General features: G+C 33.6%; 16 protein-coding genes. 9 read left to right on the top strand and 7 right to left on the bottom strand.

Annotated elements, in window-relative coordinates:
• Positions 1-356 precede the first annotated feature (356 nt).
• Positions 357-584, top strand: coding sequence for a CDGSH iron-sulfur domain-containing protein (locus tag VFS71_RS08065; RefSeq protein ID WP_111408501.1), 228 nt, complete (start codon positions 357-359; stop codon positions 582-584).
• A gap of 61 nt (positions 585-645) precedes the next feature.
• Here the strand turns inward: VFS71_RS08065 and VFS71_RS08060 are convergent, their stop codons facing one another.
• Positions 646-1,548, bottom strand: coding sequence for a PhzF family phenazine biosynthesis protein (locus VFS71_RS08060; RefSeq protein ID WP_326400430.1), 903 nt, complete (start codon positions 1,546-1,548; stop codon positions 646-648).
• Positions 1,549-1,776: 228 nt separating this feature from the next.
• Here VFS71_RS08060 and VFS71_RS08055 point away from each other — a divergent pair, with 228 nt between their 5' ends.
• The gene (locus tag VFS71_RS08055; RefSeq protein ID WP_326400429.1) at positions 1,777-1,947 is read left to right on the top strand and encodes a hypothetical protein; all 171 of its coding nucleotides are present in this window, start codon (positions 1,777-1,779) and stop codon (positions 1,945-1,947) included.
• Between the two features lie 71 nt (positions 1,948-2,018).
• Positions 2,019-2,558, top strand: a complete 540-nt coding sequence (locus tag VFS71_RS08050) for a DMP19 family protein (RefSeq protein ID WP_326400427.1) — start codon at positions 2,019-2,021, stop codon at positions 2,556-2,558.
• Position 2,559: 1 nt separating this feature from the next.
• Here the strand turns inward: VFS71_RS08050 and VFS71_RS08045 are convergent, their stop codons facing one another.
• Positions 2,560-4,476 carry a M1 family aminopeptidase gene (locus tag VFS71_RS08045; RefSeq protein ID WP_326400426.1) on the bottom strand — a complete coding sequence of 639 codons (1,917 nt, stop codon included), beginning with the start codon at positions 4,474-4,476 and terminating at the stop codon, positions 2,560-2,562.
• 276 nt (positions 4,477-4,752) lie between these two features.
• Between VFS71_RS08045 and VFS71_RS08040 the strand changes: the two genes are divergently transcribed.
• Positions 4,753-5,208 (top strand): hypothetical protein, encoded by a 456-nt coding sequence (locus tag VFS71_RS08040; RefSeq protein ID WP_326400424.1) that lies wholly within the window; start codon positions 4,753-4,755, stop codon positions 5,206-5,208.
• A gap of 85 nt (positions 5,209-5,293) precedes the next feature.
• Here the strand turns inward: VFS71_RS08040 and VFS71_RS08035 are convergent, their stop codons facing one another.
• From VFS71_RS08035 to nhaA, 5 genes are all read right to left on the bottom strand, one after another.
• The gene (locus VFS71_RS08035; RefSeq protein WP_326400422.1) at positions 5,294-5,812 is read right to left on the bottom strand and encodes an outer membrane beta-barrel protein; all 519 of its coding nucleotides are present in this window, start codon (positions 5,810-5,812) and stop codon (positions 5,294-5,296) included.
• Positions 5,813-6,019: 207 nt separating this feature from the next.
• Positions 6,020-7,393: a hypothetical protein gene (locus VFS71_RS08030; RefSeq protein WP_326400420.1), complete on the bottom strand. Its 1,374-nt coding sequence runs from the start codon at positions 7,391-7,393 to the stop codon at positions 6,020-6,022.
• Between the two features lie 2 nt (positions 7,394-7,395).
• On the bottom strand, positions 7,396-9,411 hold the full coding sequence (locus tag VFS71_RS08025; RefSeq protein ID WP_326400419.1) for a hypothetical protein: 2,016 nt from the start codon (positions 9,409-9,411) through the stop codon (positions 7,396-7,398).
• A gap of 8 nt (positions 9,412-9,419) precedes the next feature.
• Complete coding sequence (locus tag VFS71_RS08020) at positions 9,420-10,079, bottom strand: hypothetical protein (protein ID WP_326400418.1); 660 nt, start codon at positions 10,077-10,079, stop codon at positions 9,420-9,422.
• 106 nt (positions 10,080-10,185) lie between these two features.
• Positions 10,186-11,349, bottom strand: coding sequence for a Na+/H+ antiporter NhaA (nhaA, locus tag VFS71_RS08015; protein ID WP_326400417.1), 1,164 nt, complete (start codon positions 11,347-11,349; stop codon positions 10,186-10,188).
• 125 nt (positions 11,350-11,474) lie between these two features.
• Between nhaA and VFS71_RS08010 the strand changes: the two genes are divergently transcribed.
• The 5 genes from VFS71_RS08010 to VFS71_RS07990 form a co-directional block, all read left to right on the top strand.
• A complete protein-coding gene (locus VFS71_RS08010) occupies positions 11,475-12,425 on the top strand; it encodes a 2-hydroxyacid dehydrogenase (protein WP_326400415.1) in 951 nt (316 codons plus the stop codon).
• 89 nt (positions 12,426-12,514) lie between these two features.
• Complete coding sequence (locus tag VFS71_RS08005) at positions 12,515-12,898, top strand: DUF4234 domain-containing protein (RefSeq protein ID WP_326400413.1); 384 nt, start codon at positions 12,515-12,517, stop codon at positions 12,896-12,898.
• 2 nt (positions 12,899-12,900) lie between these two features.
• On the top strand, positions 12,901-13,338 hold the full coding sequence (locus tag VFS71_RS08000; RefSeq protein WP_326400412.1) for a DUF2752 domain-containing protein: 438 nt from the start codon (positions 12,901-12,903) through the stop codon (positions 13,336-13,338).
• A 296-nt stretch (positions 13,339-13,634) separates the two neighbouring features.
• Entirely contained in the window at positions 13,635-14,573 is a 939-nt protein-coding gene (locus VFS71_RS07995; RefSeq protein ID WP_326400411.1) for an OmpA/MotB family protein, read from the top strand.
• Positions 14,574-14,755: 182 nt separating this feature from the next.
• On the top strand, positions 14,756-15,244 hold a 489-nt coding region (locus tag VFS71_RS07990; RefSeq protein WP_326400409.1), incomplete at its 3' end, for an aldo/keto reductase.

Raw genomic sequence — 15,244 nt, 5'->3', positions numbered from 1 at the left:
TTGTCCAGTAAATTTATCCAGCCATCTTCGGATGGGCTCGTGTTTTGAGTTGCAGAGGTCAAGCTAAAAAGAAGGGCAAGGGCTATTAGTGTGGCGTATTTTTTCATATAGTTGGTTTGATAATTTGGATAGAAATGTTTTCTCAAATCTACTAAATATTGTCTCAATGACATTATGCTATTTATTCAAAATCTGATAGCATTTCTACACTCTATCTTTCTGTGAAATGATTTGTCATCTAAGATTCCTCCTCTGGATAACTTTTGATTTAAATAGAATTAATGTAAACTATGGCTTTGAGTAATTAATCAGAATATATTTTGCAATCTTTGCCCTCGAAAAAACAAAACAAACTTATGAGCAAGACGAAACTAATCATTAATAAAAACGGATCTATAAAAATAGAAGGTGATTTTGAAATTATGGATCAAGAAGGAACTGTTTACGGGCTGCAAGGAAGATCTGCCTTAGGTCTTTGCCGTTGTGGATTATCAGCTAACAAACCTTTTTGTGATGGAGGACACCGCAATAATTTCGAACACGATTCAAAAGCATTTGATTTGCCGCCAATGAAAACGAATTAAAGGATTCTGTTTTCTGGTTTGGATATAAAAGAAGCTGCATTAAATAATGCGGCTTCTTTGTTTATAGGTAGAGTTCGCCTCGCATTGTAATAATGGATGAACCGCCAACCAAAATATCATTTTCCCTATTCATAACTTCAATCAGCGAAGGTTGATTTAATTTAACTCCCTGCAGAATTTTATATTCTTTATTAAGTTGCGTATACTTCTTTGTTGTCAAAAAACCGATTAAAGGTCCTGCGGCCGTTCCTGTTGCCGGGTCTTCATTTATACCAATTATTGGATTGAAAAATCGGGCCTCGGCTATATTTTCTTGGTTTTGATTGGAAATCGTAAAACAATAAAATCCTTCAAACCCATATTCTTTTGAGATTTCAATTAAAAGTTTGTTGTCAGGTACACACTCATTAAGTATCTGACTATTCTTGATTGGAACCATGGTGTGAGCAACTTCTGTTTTGACGATTGTGGGAACAAAGTCGCTAACATCTAAATCCTCAATTTTTAAACCAAGTGCGACAGCTATTTTATAAGTGGGTATTTCTTGTATAATCACAGCTGGTTTTTGATGCATTTGAACAATAGGATATTGAGTAACAGGATCAAAGTGTACGGTTAGTTTTATGGGAGAATGTTTCATGATTACAAAACGATTGCTTTCATTTTGTTCATGAAATATTGGTATTTGTTTTAATAAAGCTCCACAAACCGCGCCCAACAAATTGTGTCCTGCTCCTTCGATTTCAATGCCTGTAGGTGTAAACGAACGTACGCTCAATGCTTTTTGTGCTGCGGAATAATAAACAAAAGATGTTTCAGAATAGCCAAATTCTTTCGCAATATTTTGATATACTTCTAGTTTTAAATTACCATTAGTAAAAACGACAGACAATGGGTTTCCTTTGTAGCTTTTATTAGAGAACACGTCCAAAACGTAGTATTCCAATGTTATTCTTTCTTCCATTTAGCCTATTTTAATGATTTATTGAAAGAATAAAGTTACTACTTGTCAGTGAATCTGAGCTATAATGTTCGAAAAATTATGTTTTTTAGAACATTCGCCTTTACTCAGTACTTAAGTTTATTACTTTTTTAGTCTTGAAACTCTCGTTTTTTCTTATTTGGTTGTTATAATTCAATGAATCATTACTTTCTTTATATTTGCAAACAGAATTATAGAAGATTAGAAATTATGGCAAAAGGACCTGAAAAAAACACTAAAAATAAGGCTTTACATACCAAATTGCTAAATCGAAAGAAGATTAAACTTCAAGAGGAGAAAAAAGAAAAAGCATTACGGCTGAAAGCTTTAGTTGCAAAAATGAATGAGAAAAAGAATAATAGAGAATCTGATAACATATAAAATAACTTTACATTTCTTTTCTGTTTTTATTTAGCGGAAATTTGTAGCAAAGTATTTAAAACACAAAACCTATGGAATTCGGCAGAATAATAGTTTCGGAAACGGCCTTCAACAGTGAAAATCTTCAAGATGTGATTCATTCTAATATTTCGGTAATCAATCTAATGCGTGAGGAAGGCGTGAACGACGAATTGATTCACGAAGATGCTTTGATGAGTTATTATCTGGACTATTATTATTCCCAATATGTTGCGGGTAATTTTGCGCAATTTGTACATCATTCGGGTTGGAATAAAGAGTTAAATGAACTGATCGAAGAAGGTTTGGTATTGATTGGTGCTGAAAAACATTTGGAATTATTCCAACAGCAAAGCAAAAAAGTAAAGTTAATGAGTAGTGTAAAGCTCAGTAAATTCCTGAAAGGAAAATTGGAAGGAGTAAATCCAACAAGAGATTTACTGATCAACGATACCTTTTTTGAAATCGAAGAAAACCTGATTACTTTGAACGCCAATTTTTTAAAAACCCATCCTGATTTCGAAGTACTTTCCGTTGACGATATGTTTGCCTCTTTGGAAGAATTTGTAGGTCACGAGATTAAAAGAGAATAGATTAATTCTTTACGAATTTCATTTTTTTAGAGCCTGCATCTGTTTGTACACTCATAAAATAAACGCCAGACGACCAGGAGCTAATATCCCAAGTAGTTACCGAACGTGTTGTTTTTATTCTTTGGCCAGCCACATTGTAAAATACTGTTTTATCAACTGTAATTCCGTTTAATAAGTTTAATGTGAGAATATCGTTTGCTTGGTTTAGCGATATTTGTGCTGTTGTCAATTCAAATTTTGCTTTACTTAATGTTGCGGTGTTTCCTTTTGAAATAATGTTTTTATTCGGGTCGAAAGTAATGCTCGAAATGGTAAAAGGTACATTTTCTGTAAAACTTTCTCCATTAACGGTGTTGTTCAAAACCAAATCCAATTGTTGGCCACCAGTTCCAAAAACACGAATGGGTACCGGCATTTCGAAATAAGAAACTGAAGCATCCGATTGTGTTTGATTGACAGTAAATTTGGCTTGACCGCCTCCTAAATTTTGGGCTGTAATATTATAAATAGGATAACCTTGATTGTAAATCCAGTCGTTAAAGAATTCGGCTAGGCTACTACCATAAACAGCTTCCAAATGTGATTGTAAGTCTGGAGTTTTGGCGTATTTGTAGGCTAGATTTATGTCTTTTAAATAATTTTTGATTCCTTGAAAAAACAACGCATCTCCCATTTTGAAACGAAGCATATTCAAAACCATTGCGCCTTTATTATAAGTTAATCGGGAGTCAAAAATTCTGTTTACATCGGTAAGTTCAGCATCTGTCAAATATATAGCTCCATTAGTTTTGGAAGTAATATTGCTAATCATTTTGCTTTTTTCGTTTACAAAAGAGGCTTGACCATCAAAATTTTCGATCACCAAAGCGGCCACATATGTTGCAAACCCTTCGTTAAGCCAAATGTCTTTCCAACTACCACAAGTTATTTTGTCTCCAAACCATTGGTGTGCCATCTCGTGTGCAATTAGATCTCTTTCGAAACTTACCATAAACGAAACCGTTGTGTGTTCCATCCCGCCACCCCAGCCAAATTGAGCATGGCCATACTTTTCGGAGTGAAAAGGATAAATTTCAAAGAGGTTTTCATACAAATTCAAAATCAAGGGCGTTTGGTCCAATTGTGTTGAAACCGAGGCTAATGTTTCAGGATAAATGTAGTTGATTATCGGATATTGGTTGGGAGTGGTACCGCCCGTTTGATTGTATACGCTGTAATTGGTTACGGCAATGGCAACTAAATAAGCCGGAATGGGATAACCGTGATGAAAATGGGTCGTTTTGTAGGGACCGCTAATGATTGGGGTTGTAGTTTCTATACCATTTGCAACGCTAATGTATTGGGATGGAGCTGTAATATAAACATCAATATTGTCTGCTTTGTCATTCAAATCTTGTTTGCAGGGCCACCAATCGCGTGCGCCATAAGGTTCGGATAAAGTGTATAAAACTGGCGAAGCATTATGTGTTGAGGTGGTAAAGGCTTGTTCTCCATTTGCGGGAGCGCCAGAATAGGAGATTACAACAGTAGCCGAAGTGCCTAAATTAAGCATGCTTGGTAAAGTAATCACCAATTCGTTGTTGCTGTTTTGTGTAAATGCCAATGCCAGTCCATTTTGTGTAACACTACTAACCGTTAGTTGATTCGTTAAGTCAAAAGTAACTGTTGAAAGATCGGATAATGCAGTAAAAGTTGTCGTTACAACCCCGGAAATGTAATAATTGGCAGGATCTACAGTAAAGCGAAGTTCATGATAGGTAATGTCATAATTTTGAGTATTGGGATTGACTCTCAAGTTCATTTTCTTGCCGGCCATCTTCTGCTCGAGGATAGCAATACCTTGTGTTTGGCTTTCTTTTTTTTGGGCATAACCCGAAACTGTCATAGCCAATAATACCATCAAATATCTTTTTTTCATTTTAAAATTCAATTTGTATATCAAATATAGTTAATGATTTGCCTTTAATCTTTGACAGAGTCTGTTTTATTAAATTTTGGCAATGCTTTAGCCAAAATATTTTATTGGATATTTTTTAAACTTTAAATTCATTTAATTGTAAATCAATGCGATAGTGTTAAATTTAATTAATGTAAACAAAAAAGAAATACCTTTATGGTTAGAAAATCATAAGTCTTTTTTACTGTTTTTCTTTGCCCTAAATATTGTTTTATTGTTTAACATAAAAATGGATAGATGCAAAAAATTACTATTTTAATTAGCGGGTTTTTACTTCTTTTTCTGGGTGTGACTATAATTCCTTTTTCGCTTAAGGCAAAAGGAAATATCTCTCCATCATTGTCAGTTTTTAGACATTCACAAAAACAATTACTGTCAAAAAATCAAGATAAAAATTTAATCAAAGGGAATTGGCAAAGAGATGATGAAGCCGTTGAATTGCATATTTCGAGACTTTTGGAAAATGGTTCATTGCAAGTGAATTATTTGAATTCGAAATTTATTTTTATTGAAAAAGCGGGTTGGACTAATTCTTCAGATGTTTTGCGACTTTTCGTTATATACAGGCAAGATGATAATCCTGGTTATAGTTTGTCGCTAAATTATCTTGCTGAAAAAGATTTGCTAATAGGTGTTTATGTCGACGGATCTGACAATAAATCATATAATGTCACTTTTAAAAGAATTAAATAAACGTAATTGAAATTTGTTTTGAAATCCAATAAAAAAGCCATCTGATTTCTCAGATGGCTTTTTGAAATGTATGTTTTGTTTATTCCTAAAGTTTAAAAGTAACCCCGAATTTGGCACCGCTTGTTGCTGATCCTCCTCCTAATTCTAGATTAATACCAAATTTATCGGTAAAGAAATAACGGCCACCTACTTGAAGCCCAAGACCTAAAGCATCATGGTCAGGGTGTGGGTAGTCATTGTAGTCATTATAATTCCAAAAGTAATATGTAAGTGCGGCTCCTGCATAGAAATCAAATTTGCTTGGCATATTCAATATTCTGTTGAAATGGTAATTCCCGTTACCTCCAATTCCTATTGCAGTAGAATTATAATGATAGCTGCTGTTACCATAATGGTACGGGTCATTATCAGTTTGAAAAGAGATTTGTCCACCAAGAGTCCAATCTTTTGCAATTCCGTAATCAAGACCAAAATAGACAGGAACTCCCCAACCTGAAGCCCCTACACCTGCGTTTAATTGTACTCCACCTTCTTCAAGAGGAGCTTGTGCAAATGCTCCAGTTGATATTAAACCAAAGGCAATTATTAGAATAAATTTTTTCATAAGTTTTGTTTTTATTTTTAAATACAACGTAAAAATAGGATTTTATTATAGTTTACCCTTTAAATTTTGTCAGAAAAGGAGTTTTTCTGTGAATTTTACAAATATTTTCCAAGATGAGACTCTGATAAATCTCAATAAATTATTGATTATGAGAGTTTCAAAGCATATTTATAGTGCAATCATTTTAGGATTGAATTTGGTTATTATTTACTTTATAACCGAAATCAAGTTTTTTGCATCTTTTGTTTTCAAACTTGCTCGAAAATGGCTAGTGTTATTTTCTTTTGAAAGGTTCATTTCTAAGCTTTCAAAGGATTTTAAAAACGTGAAATTTTTATTTTTGGAAATAAAAATACGCCAATCTTCTGGCTGAAGTTTGTTAAAATGGAATTGTAAATATCCAATTTTAGGAGGGGAAGGTTCTAAATTTAATTTTTTTAGAGGATTTGCTTCCAATGTTAAGGCATTATTCCTGATAGAAGTTTTTGTTATTGCCAAAGGAAAATTCACGAATATCTGATGATTGTCAATGACATTTAGGTCTTTCAGATAATCATAAACTTTTTTGGAATCCGTTGTCTGCATTGAGAAGTAAAAGGAGGGTTCGTAACTTGTATGTATAACCACTTTTTTTATTGGATTAAAATCGTCATCATAGTCGTAACTGATGGCTGAATCTTTCTTTTGTACTATTTTATTTAGCAATAATTCTGTTTTGGTTGGGTTTTGAGCCAAAATGGAGTCCAAATCAAAACCAACTATTTTGTTGATTTTATTGGAATTGAGTTTGAGAATATTTTGATTCCGAATCATTTCAAAATCAAACCCCAATGAGAATAAAGCGTTTGGATTTTGAAGAAATTGTGATTCTTTTTTATACTTCGATTTGAAGTGCAGTTGCCCATCAACCGTTATTTCGTGGTCTTCCAATTTTAGATTTAGGATCCCATCTTTTTCCAGCAAAATGTTTTTTTTGATCCAAAACGTAATTGCATTGTGCGTGCCAATCGTTTTTTCTATTTTTTTTGCATCTAATAAAAGCTTTTTCAAAAATAAATCATCAGCTACTTTTACTGCAGTTAGCATTTGTTTTTCAGAAATATTTGAAACTAGAATTTGGTTCGAATATTTGATAATATAAAGATTCAAGGAATTGAAATAATAAGAAGTCATTCCGTTTTGAAGTATTACTTTTTGGGAATGTGCTTTGGTTATTGCTTTTTCAAATACAGTTTCGTTTTCAATTTTGGCAGAGAAAAACCACTGTGAAATAGGTTGGTTTTCAATGTGGAAAAAAGCTAAATAATCGGGTGTTTTTATTCCAAAATTAGAAAGATCAAAACGTTTTCTAAATTCACTGTCTGTAGAATTCCATTGGCAGTCGGAAGGGTTTTTTAGGCAGGAAAAAACAAAATAATTTCGAATGTTTTTTACATCGACCATTGCGATAGCATCAGTATTTTGCGGAATGTATTTTTCATCAAAAGCTTTATGATATCCATGCCAATACAAAAAAGCCATACTCCCAATGGCAATAAGAAGTATGGCAATTCTGCAAAGATAGCTTTTTGGGCTTTTCATTATTATTCCGTAACGATTGTTTCCTTTTTGCTTTCAGCATATAATTCATTGATGATATCAAAGAAATATTGCAAACTGTTAGCGTGTTCCCCTTTAATTGTGTAGGATGCATCTGAAACAATAGCGCCATTTTTGAATTTGGATTCCATTGTAATTTCGCCAGCATTTTTCAATGCAATGTCATAGTAATTGCTTTTGGTATCATTGTTAAATTCCGTTTTGGATGCCACGATTATTTTTTGAATATCAAACCAAGCAGCAGAATTGTTTTTAGAGATGGATTTTTTGAAATCAGCCTGTAATGGCATTATTGTTTGCTTAGTTAAGTTTTCTACATTTATTTTTGAAGTAGTTAACATCACCACACCGTTTTTCATTCCGATATATAGGTTCTCGAGTAGATTGTCTTTTTCAAAATGAATGGTGTAATATCCATTTGTCAATTGATAATCGGTAGCGGTAAATTTACTTTTATTTAAAGGTAGTTGCAGCAATTTGTTAACAAATGATTCATTTCTAGTATTCATAAGAAATGTAAAGTCAGGCTGTATTTCATCTTTGATGCCTTTGGTTTCTATTTGCTGATAATTTTCGTCATAATCGATGTCTACGAAATCTCTCTGTACTTTTTTGAGATCATGAAGCACAAAAATTGCGTTGCCAGGAATGAGGTCTGCAATGGCTTTTTCGTCCAAAAATAGTGCAACGGCATCAATTAAAACATCGGCTTCGTTACTACTTGCGTCTTTTGTATAGGATTGGTAAACGGAATTTAAAGTGTTTTTTAAGACTTTGTATTCGTAGTTCATAATGGCTTGTGTATCCATTGCAATGGAGTAATATCCCAAAACATTATTGCCTATATAGTTTAATAGATTTTTGTCAATTTTAGAATCGCATATTTCTTGATATGATTTTTTTGTTTCTTCGCTTTTAGGAGCCATCACTTGATTCAAACGGATTCTGTCTTTTTCAAAATAGCCATTGAGGTAGTAATTACTGTCTAAGATTCCATTCTTATAAATTCCCATCAAAGCGGAATTCGAACCTACAAATCCTGAATACAACTGGGTTGTTAATGCATCCAAATCGGCGAAAAGGTAAAAATCAGATTTAGGATTATTGTTTTTAAAAATAGCAGAACTTGCTGCCCCCGTTTCTGTTTTGGAATCAAAAGCCTCTTCGAAAATTAAATCAACAACCGGACTTATTTTTAAACTTTCAATGGAATCGGTTTTTTTTAATTCGAGTTCCAATAATTTTCTGTTGGTTTCTTCTAATTCGGCATTGGCTCTTTCTTGGGCTGCATAAATTTCTTCTTCGGTAGGCTCTACAATTTTGGGCTCTTCCGTTACTTTTTTGGATTTTTTTCCCTTCTTGCTTTTTCCTGTTTTTGTTTTTTCATTCTTTTCAGGATCAGGGGTTGGCTTTATTTGTTGAGTAGCATAGGCAGGTGCTACAGTATCATAGTTAACGGCTAGAGTATCTACTAGAACGCCTGTTGTATCCATGCTTGCTAAATCTGAGTACGGTTCTTCGCTGTAATTGTTTTTATCGGGTTTGGAATATGTGGCATTCACCAAAACGGCAAACTTTTCATTCCATGCCAAATGATGTGTTTTTGAAGTAGCTACACTATTGTATGTTCCTTGCTTTTTTACTTTAAGACTATCTCCATATTTGGCTTGAACCAATTTTTCGAACAGCGCGACATTATTTAGCGGAAGCAACACAACATAACTCATAACAGAGTCTTTGTTGATGTAATATTGGTAATGTTTATTGGTTAGGTCAATGCCTGTTTGACTTAGATCTTTAGGTAAAAATTTTAATTGTTTTTCCAATAACTCTTGCATCCAAGGATATTCCTGAATGGTTTTGATTGCTACTTTATCGTTGAGGTTTTTTCCGTTAAAGCACAAAGCAAAAGGAGCATTGTCTGGAACTTTGTTGGCTAAATCCTGAGAATATATATTTATGGAGAAAGAGATGACAAGGAGTAGGAAAAGATTTTTCATGTCTATATTTAGTTGAGTGTGATTGTGTTTTCGATTTTTTCGTTTCCGTTAATTACATTGATTACGGAACCGTTAAGTTTGATGGCTTTATTGCTTTTGGATGTCACTGCATTTTTGTTCGAAAAGGATTTGATGGTCGAATCAAATTTGTAAACAGACGTGTATTTGGCGTTTTGGAAAACTTCTTTGTCAGCCTTTTCTAATTTATCGTATAGTGCTTTTATGGGCACTTTTTGGCTTCGAACAAACTTTTTGTCATTGAAAGTGAAATAATCAGTGGCAATCGTCGGGCTTATTTTTTTGCTGTTTTTTAGTTTTAAAAAAACCGAATTGAGATTGGTAATTTTTTGAAAATCCAAATCAATCGCAAATATGTAATTCGTTAAGTCTATATTGGTTTTTACATTTGAAATTCCAGCAGTATTCTGTGCAAGTGCTTCCAGTTTTGCGGCTTCATTTTTAATTTCGTCTTTGGAAGGAATGGTATAGCCGTTGATTTTTTGCATTTTTAAAACCGAATTGATTTTAGTTTTGCTTTGGCTAAAATTAATTACAAAATTAAAATGACCTGATCCATCGTCTTTCATTTTTACCTCCTCAATCACTTCAAAGCAACTTTGGAACAAAAAGACAAAACACAATAAGGGTATAAAATAAGCTTTTTTCATTGTATGTTTTGTTACAAGGTTAGGGTCAATACTTGTAATCAATGGAGCTACAAAGGAAAGGATAAAATTTCTCTTTTGAATTTATTTAGTACGTTTTTTATCCTATTTATTTGATTTTAATCGATTTTGTTGGAGCTTTAAAAGTTAGTTTCAGCCATAGAAAACCTAGTGTTCCAGATAAAAAAGAGGCAATTAAAATGGCTATTTTTGAATAAGTAATAACTTCTTCGCCATCATTTTTAAAAGCCAGAAGGGTTATGAAAATGGACATCGTAAATCCTATTCCTCCGAGCATTCCTGCTCCTAAAATATTTTTCCATTTAAGATCTTTAGGTAATTTGCTAATCCCTAAACTCACGGCAAGGAAAGAAAACAGCAAAATACCTAGTGGTTTCCCAACCACAAGGCCCAAAATAATTCCAATAGAATTTTCATGGCTCAATCCCTCATACCAATCTGTGTTAATGGAAATACAGGTATTGGCGATAGCAAACAGAGGAAGGATAATAAAGGCTACAGGTTCGTGCAGAAAATGTTGCAGTTTATAGGAAGCAGTATTTTTTCCTCCATCTCCAAACGGAATCACAAAGGCTAATAATACACCAGTTATAGTGGCATGTACACCAGAGTTCAACATAAAATACCACATAAAAGCACCACCAATTAGATATGGAGCCAGATGATGTACTTTACGTCGATTTAAGATAAATAAAAAGCTCAAGATGATAAAAGCATAGAGTAAGTTGTCAAAAGCAATGCTCTGAGTATAAAATATGGCAATGACCAGGATAGCGCCTAAATCATCAATCACCGCCAGTGCTGTCAGAAATATTTTTAATGAAGCTGGAATTCGACTTCCTAATAAGGACAAAACTCCGATAGCAAAAGCTATGTCGGTAGCCATAGGAATTCCGGCTCCATTTTGTGTTTGCGTTCCGTAATTCAATACCAGAAAAATTCCGGCTGGGACAATCATCCCGCCCAAGGCTCCAAAAATAGGAAGAATGGCGTTTTTGATATTAGACAATTCACCATGGTATATTTCTCGTTCCAATTCTAAACCAATTAATAAAAAGAAAATTGTCATTAATCCGTCATTAATCCAATGCGTAATGGAATGATGTCCAATTTCGGTGTTCCAAAAAGCTATATATTCAGTTTGAATTAATGAATTAGCCAGTAATAAAGACACTACGGTTACAAAAAGAAGCAATAGACCACTCGCTTTTTCGCTTTGAAAAAATGCCGTAAATGTTTTGGTTAATTTCATCTTTATATTTCGCTTTAAAAGTAAATGGCTAATTTAAGCATTGTAGGTTAATTATTCCGGGTTCAAACTATAAACCATGATTTTTTAATTAATTTTGAGACTCTAATTTAGTAACTCTTTTTTATATGGACATCAAAATCCTTCATATTGACAGTAATAATCCCATCCTTTGGGAACAACTGGAACAGGCAGGTTTCATCAATCATGCCGATTTTACTTCTTCCAAACAAGAGATTGAAGCCAAAATTCAAGACTATCAAGGAATTGTTATTCGAAGCCGTTTTAAAATTGACAAAGAGTTTCTGGATAAAGCTACCAATCTACAGTTTATCGCTCGAGTAGGGGCAGGATTGGAGAGTATTGATTGCGATTATGCAACTTCCAAGAATATTACGTTGATAGCTGCTCCTGAAGGGAACTGTAATGCAGTTGCCGAGCATACTTTGGGAATGATATTGTCATTGTTCAACAAATTAAACATTGCCGACAGCGAGATTCGTTCTGGTGAATGGAACAGAGAAAAAAATCGTGGTCACGAACTTGATGGCAAAACAGTTGGAATCATTGGATATGGTAACATGGGGAAAGCTTTTGCAAAAAAGCTTCGTGGTTTTGACGTGGAAGTATTGTGTTACGACATCAAAGAGAATGTTGGCGATGCCAATGCCAAACAGGTTTCACTTGAGGAATTACAGCAAAAAACAGATGTATTGAGTTTACACATTCCATGGACACCCGAAACCGATAAGATGGTAAATTTGGATTTTATTAATGCTTTCGCAAAAGACATTTGGATTATCAATACCTCCAGAGGTAAGAATATCATAACTGCTGATTTGGTTACCGCGATACAATCCGGAAAAGTTCTTGGGGCAGGATTGGATGTTTTGGAATATGAGAAATTATCTTTTGAAACACTCTTTCAGAATAAAAACACACCCGACGCTTTTCAGTATTTATTGGATGGAAGAAAAGTGATATTAACTCCACACATTGCAGGTTGGACCTACGAAAGCCATGAGCGATTGGCTCAAGTAATTGTCGATAAAATTAAGGCGTTGTATGAAAAAAGTTGATTCTGTAAGATTTTTATAAGTTAAAAACAGTATTTTGTGATATTTTTTATAATTTAGTCGAATTAACAAACAAAACTAAATTATAAGTTATGGAAAACAAACCGGAAGAAACTTGGAACACGCCCATGAGTCCAATACCAACATTCAAAGTAGACCCAGTTGTGGTGTTAATTTTAAGTTTTTTGACCTGTGGATTGTATTTGATCTATTGGAATATTAAAGCGGCAGAAGTATTAAATGCAGTTTACGAAAAAGAAATTATTTCTCAACCCATTGCCATTTTTGCTGGTTGTTGTTATCCGGTAAATGCCTATTTCTTTTATTTGGTGGGTAAAGATGGTTTGCCGGCTGTTCATAAAAGAGTTGGATTACCAACGAAAGACGATTCTGTACTTTTATTAGTTTTGGGATTGTTATTCCCAATGGTTGCAGCAATGATCGTACAAAGCGAAATCAATAAATTGTATTCATAAAAATGAAACGAGAACGTAAAATACTCGGAATTATAGGGGCTGTAATAACCCTTGTAATTCCGTTTTTTTTAATGTTACATAACCAGAATAATCATCTTGAAACGGAGCAGTCTTTATGCCCTTTCAAAATGCTTACAGGTTTCCCTTGTCCAGGTTGTGGAATAACAAAGTCATTGGTTTATTTCTATGAGGGAGATCTTTATAAAAGTTTATACTATCATATTTTAGGCCCTTTTGTAGTTCTTTTTTGTGTGGTTACGATACTTGTTTTGTTCACAGAATTAATTACAAAAAAGGAATATTTTAATGGAATTTTATACAATAAAAAATTAGCCTATGTTCTGGCTTGTTTTTTGATTTTTTATCAAATAGTGAGAATAACCTATTTTGTAGAAAACAATACATACGATTCCATTTTAAAAGAATCCATTTGGAAATAAATAAATCGGAAAATAAACAGCCCTCAAATTGTGTTTAACTTTTTGGGGGCTGTTTGTTTTAGATTGTACACAGAAGTTTATTTTAATATTTCGTTGTGTAATTTTTACAGACGTAATGCGTTTTTTATTAAATGTGCGTTAGATATATTTGTATAAAATATTTTGAGACTTAAATTAGATTCCATAAAAACATTTTAGGATATTTGGTTTTTATTATCAAAATGGAATAATTTTTGTGATATCAAAATCTGTTAAATCGAAAAATAGTAATAGGCCTCAAATAAAACTTATAAAGAATGATTAAAAAAATTTCCATCGGACTTTTAATTCTGACACTGTCCTCTTCTTGTGTTTCCAAAAAAATCTACAATGATCTCGAAAACCAATTTGCCAATCTAAAAAAGGAAAATAGATCCATTTCTGATGAAAATGCTGCTTTATTGGCATCCAAAAAACAATTGGAATTAGATAAAGCTGCGTTGCAAAACAAGTTGGATGACACCAACGCGAACTTGGCCAAAGTACAAGCTGATTATGAAGCCGCCAAGAATAAAATGAAAGTAATGCAGGATTCGTATGCAGCTTTGGAAAAAAACAGCAACGAAGCATTGGAAACCAACATGAAAAAGAATCGTGACTTATTGGCGCAATTGGATGCTAAAGCAAAAGCATTGGCATTGGAACAAGAAAAATTGAATGCAAGTAGCCAACGTTTGAAAGAGTTGGAAGATTTAATTGCAGCTAAAGAAGCCAGCATGAAAAAACTAAAAGAAACCCTTTCTAAGGCTTTAAATGGTTTTGAAGGCAAAGGTTTGACAGTAGAACAAAAGAACGGGAAAGTTTATGTTTCTATGGAAAATAAACTGCTTTTCAATTCTGGAAGTTGGGCCGTAGGAACCGAAGGTAAAAAAGCAGTTGTGGAAGTAGGCAAGGTATTGGGTGATAATCCTGATATTTCCGTATTGATTGAAGGACATACCGATAATGATCCATATGAAGGTTCAGGGCCAATTGCCGATAACTGGGATCTTTCGACGAAAAGAGCCACTGCTATTGTTACTATTTTGGGAGAAAACAAAAAAGTAAATAAACAAAATCTAACGGCAGCTGGAAGAAGTGAATATTCACCATTGGCAAGTAATAGTACAACAGAAGGAAAATCAAAAAACCGTAGAATCGAAATTATTTTGACTCCAAGATTGGACGAAATTTCAAAAATGTTGAATGAGTTTTAGGAAAAGAAATTAAGATTCTAAGTCACTAAGAGAATAAGTTTAAAAAAGGTTCGCGTATAAACGTCGAACCTTTTTTTGTTAATATTAGGCAAAGCCAAACTAAAAACGATGAACTAATTTTTATCTTTGCTTTCAAACAAAACTAGCAACTTAGTTTCTTAGAATCTTAGCCACTTAAAAAAATGAAATACACTACTTTACCGAATACCGATATCAAAGTCAGTAAAATATGCCTTGGAACGATGACTTTTGGGCAACAAAACACAGAGTCTGAAGGACATGCTCAAATGGATTATGCAATCGAAAAGGGGGTCAATTTTTTTGATACTGCCGAGATGTATTCTATCCCTGGAAAGAAAGAAACTTACGGGAGTACCGAAAAAATAATTGGATCTTGGTTTAAAAAAACAGGAAAAAGAGAAGAAGTAGTTTTGGCTTCCAAAATTGCTGGTCCAAGTCCTATTTTTGGTTATATGCGTGAGAAATTAGATTTTTCACCTGCTAGTATTCAATATGCGTTGGATAATAGCTTACAACGTCTTCAAACAGATTATTTGGATCTCTATCAAATGCATTGGCCAGAACGCAAAACCAATTTTTTTGGACAACGTGGTTACAAAGTTCAAGATGATGCTTGGGAAGACAATATTCACGAGGTTCTCGAAGCGTTG

This window comes from Flavobacterium sp. (genome assembly GCF_035760125.1).
Lineage (GTDB): Bacteria > Bacteroidota > Bacteroidia > Flavobacteriales > Flavobacteriaceae > Flavobacterium.
Note: the sequence above shows the minus strand (reverse complement) of the source record. Positions and strands in the feature narration are given on the sequence as shown.

Bases quoted from the DNA above. Each gene is read 5' to 3' on its own strand.
- VFS71_RS08065 (WP_111408501.1), top strand. From the start codon at position 357: ATGAGCAAGACGAAACTAATCATTAATAAAAACGGATCTATAAAAATA.
- VFS71_RS08040 (WP_326400424.1), top strand. From the start codon at position 4,753: ATGCAAAAAATTACTATTTTAATTAGCGGGTTTTTACTTCTTTTTCTG.
- VFS71_RS08000 (WP_326400412.1), top strand. From the start codon at position 12,901: ATGAAACGAGAACGTAAAATACTCGGAATTATAGGGGCTGTAATAACC.
- VFS71_RS07995 (WP_326400411.1), top strand. From the start codon at position 13,635: ATGATTAAAAAAATTTCCATCGGACTTTTAATTCTGACACTGTCCTCT.
- VFS71_RS08025 (WP_326400419.1), bottom strand. From the start codon at position 9,411: ATGAAAAATCTTTTCCTACTCCTTGTCATCTCTTTCTCCATAAATATA.
- VFS71_RS08035 (WP_326400422.1), bottom strand. From the start codon at position 5,812: ATGAAAAAATTTATTCTAATAATTGCCTTTGGTTTAATATCAACTGGA.
- VFS71_RS08030 (WP_326400420.1), bottom strand. From the start codon at position 7,393: ATGAAAAGCCCAAAAAGCTATCTTTGCAGAATTGCCATACTTCTTATT.
- VFS71_RS08005 (WP_326400413.1), top strand. From the start codon at position 12,515: ATGGAAAACAAACCGGAAGAAACTTGGAACACGCCCATGAGTCCAATA.
- VFS71_RS08050 (WP_326400427.1), top strand. From the start codon at position 2,019: ATGGAATTCGGCAGAATAATAGTTTCGGAAACGGCCTTCAACAGTGAA.
- VFS71_RS08055 (WP_326400429.1), top strand. From the start codon at position 1,777: ATGGCAAAAGGACCTGAAAAAAACACTAAAAATAAGGCTTTACATACC.
- VFS71_RS08010 (WP_326400415.1), top strand. From the start codon at position 11,475: ATGGACATCAAAATCCTTCATATTGACAGTAATAATCCCATCCTTTGG.
- VFS71_RS08045 (WP_326400426.1), bottom strand. From the start codon at position 4,476: ATGAAAAAAAGATATTTGATGGTATTATTGGCTATGACAGTTTCGGGT.
- VFS71_RS08020 (WP_326400418.1), bottom strand. From the start codon at position 10,079: ATGAAAAAAGCTTATTTTATACCCTTATTGTGTTTTGTCTTTTTGTTC.
- nhaA (WP_326400417.1), bottom strand. From the start codon at position 11,349: ATGAAATTAACCAAAACATTTACGGCATTTTTTCAAAGCGAAAAAGCG.
- VFS71_RS08060 (WP_326400430.1), bottom strand. From the start codon at position 1,548: ATGGAAGAAAGAATAACATTGGAATACTACGTTTTGGACGTGTTCTCT.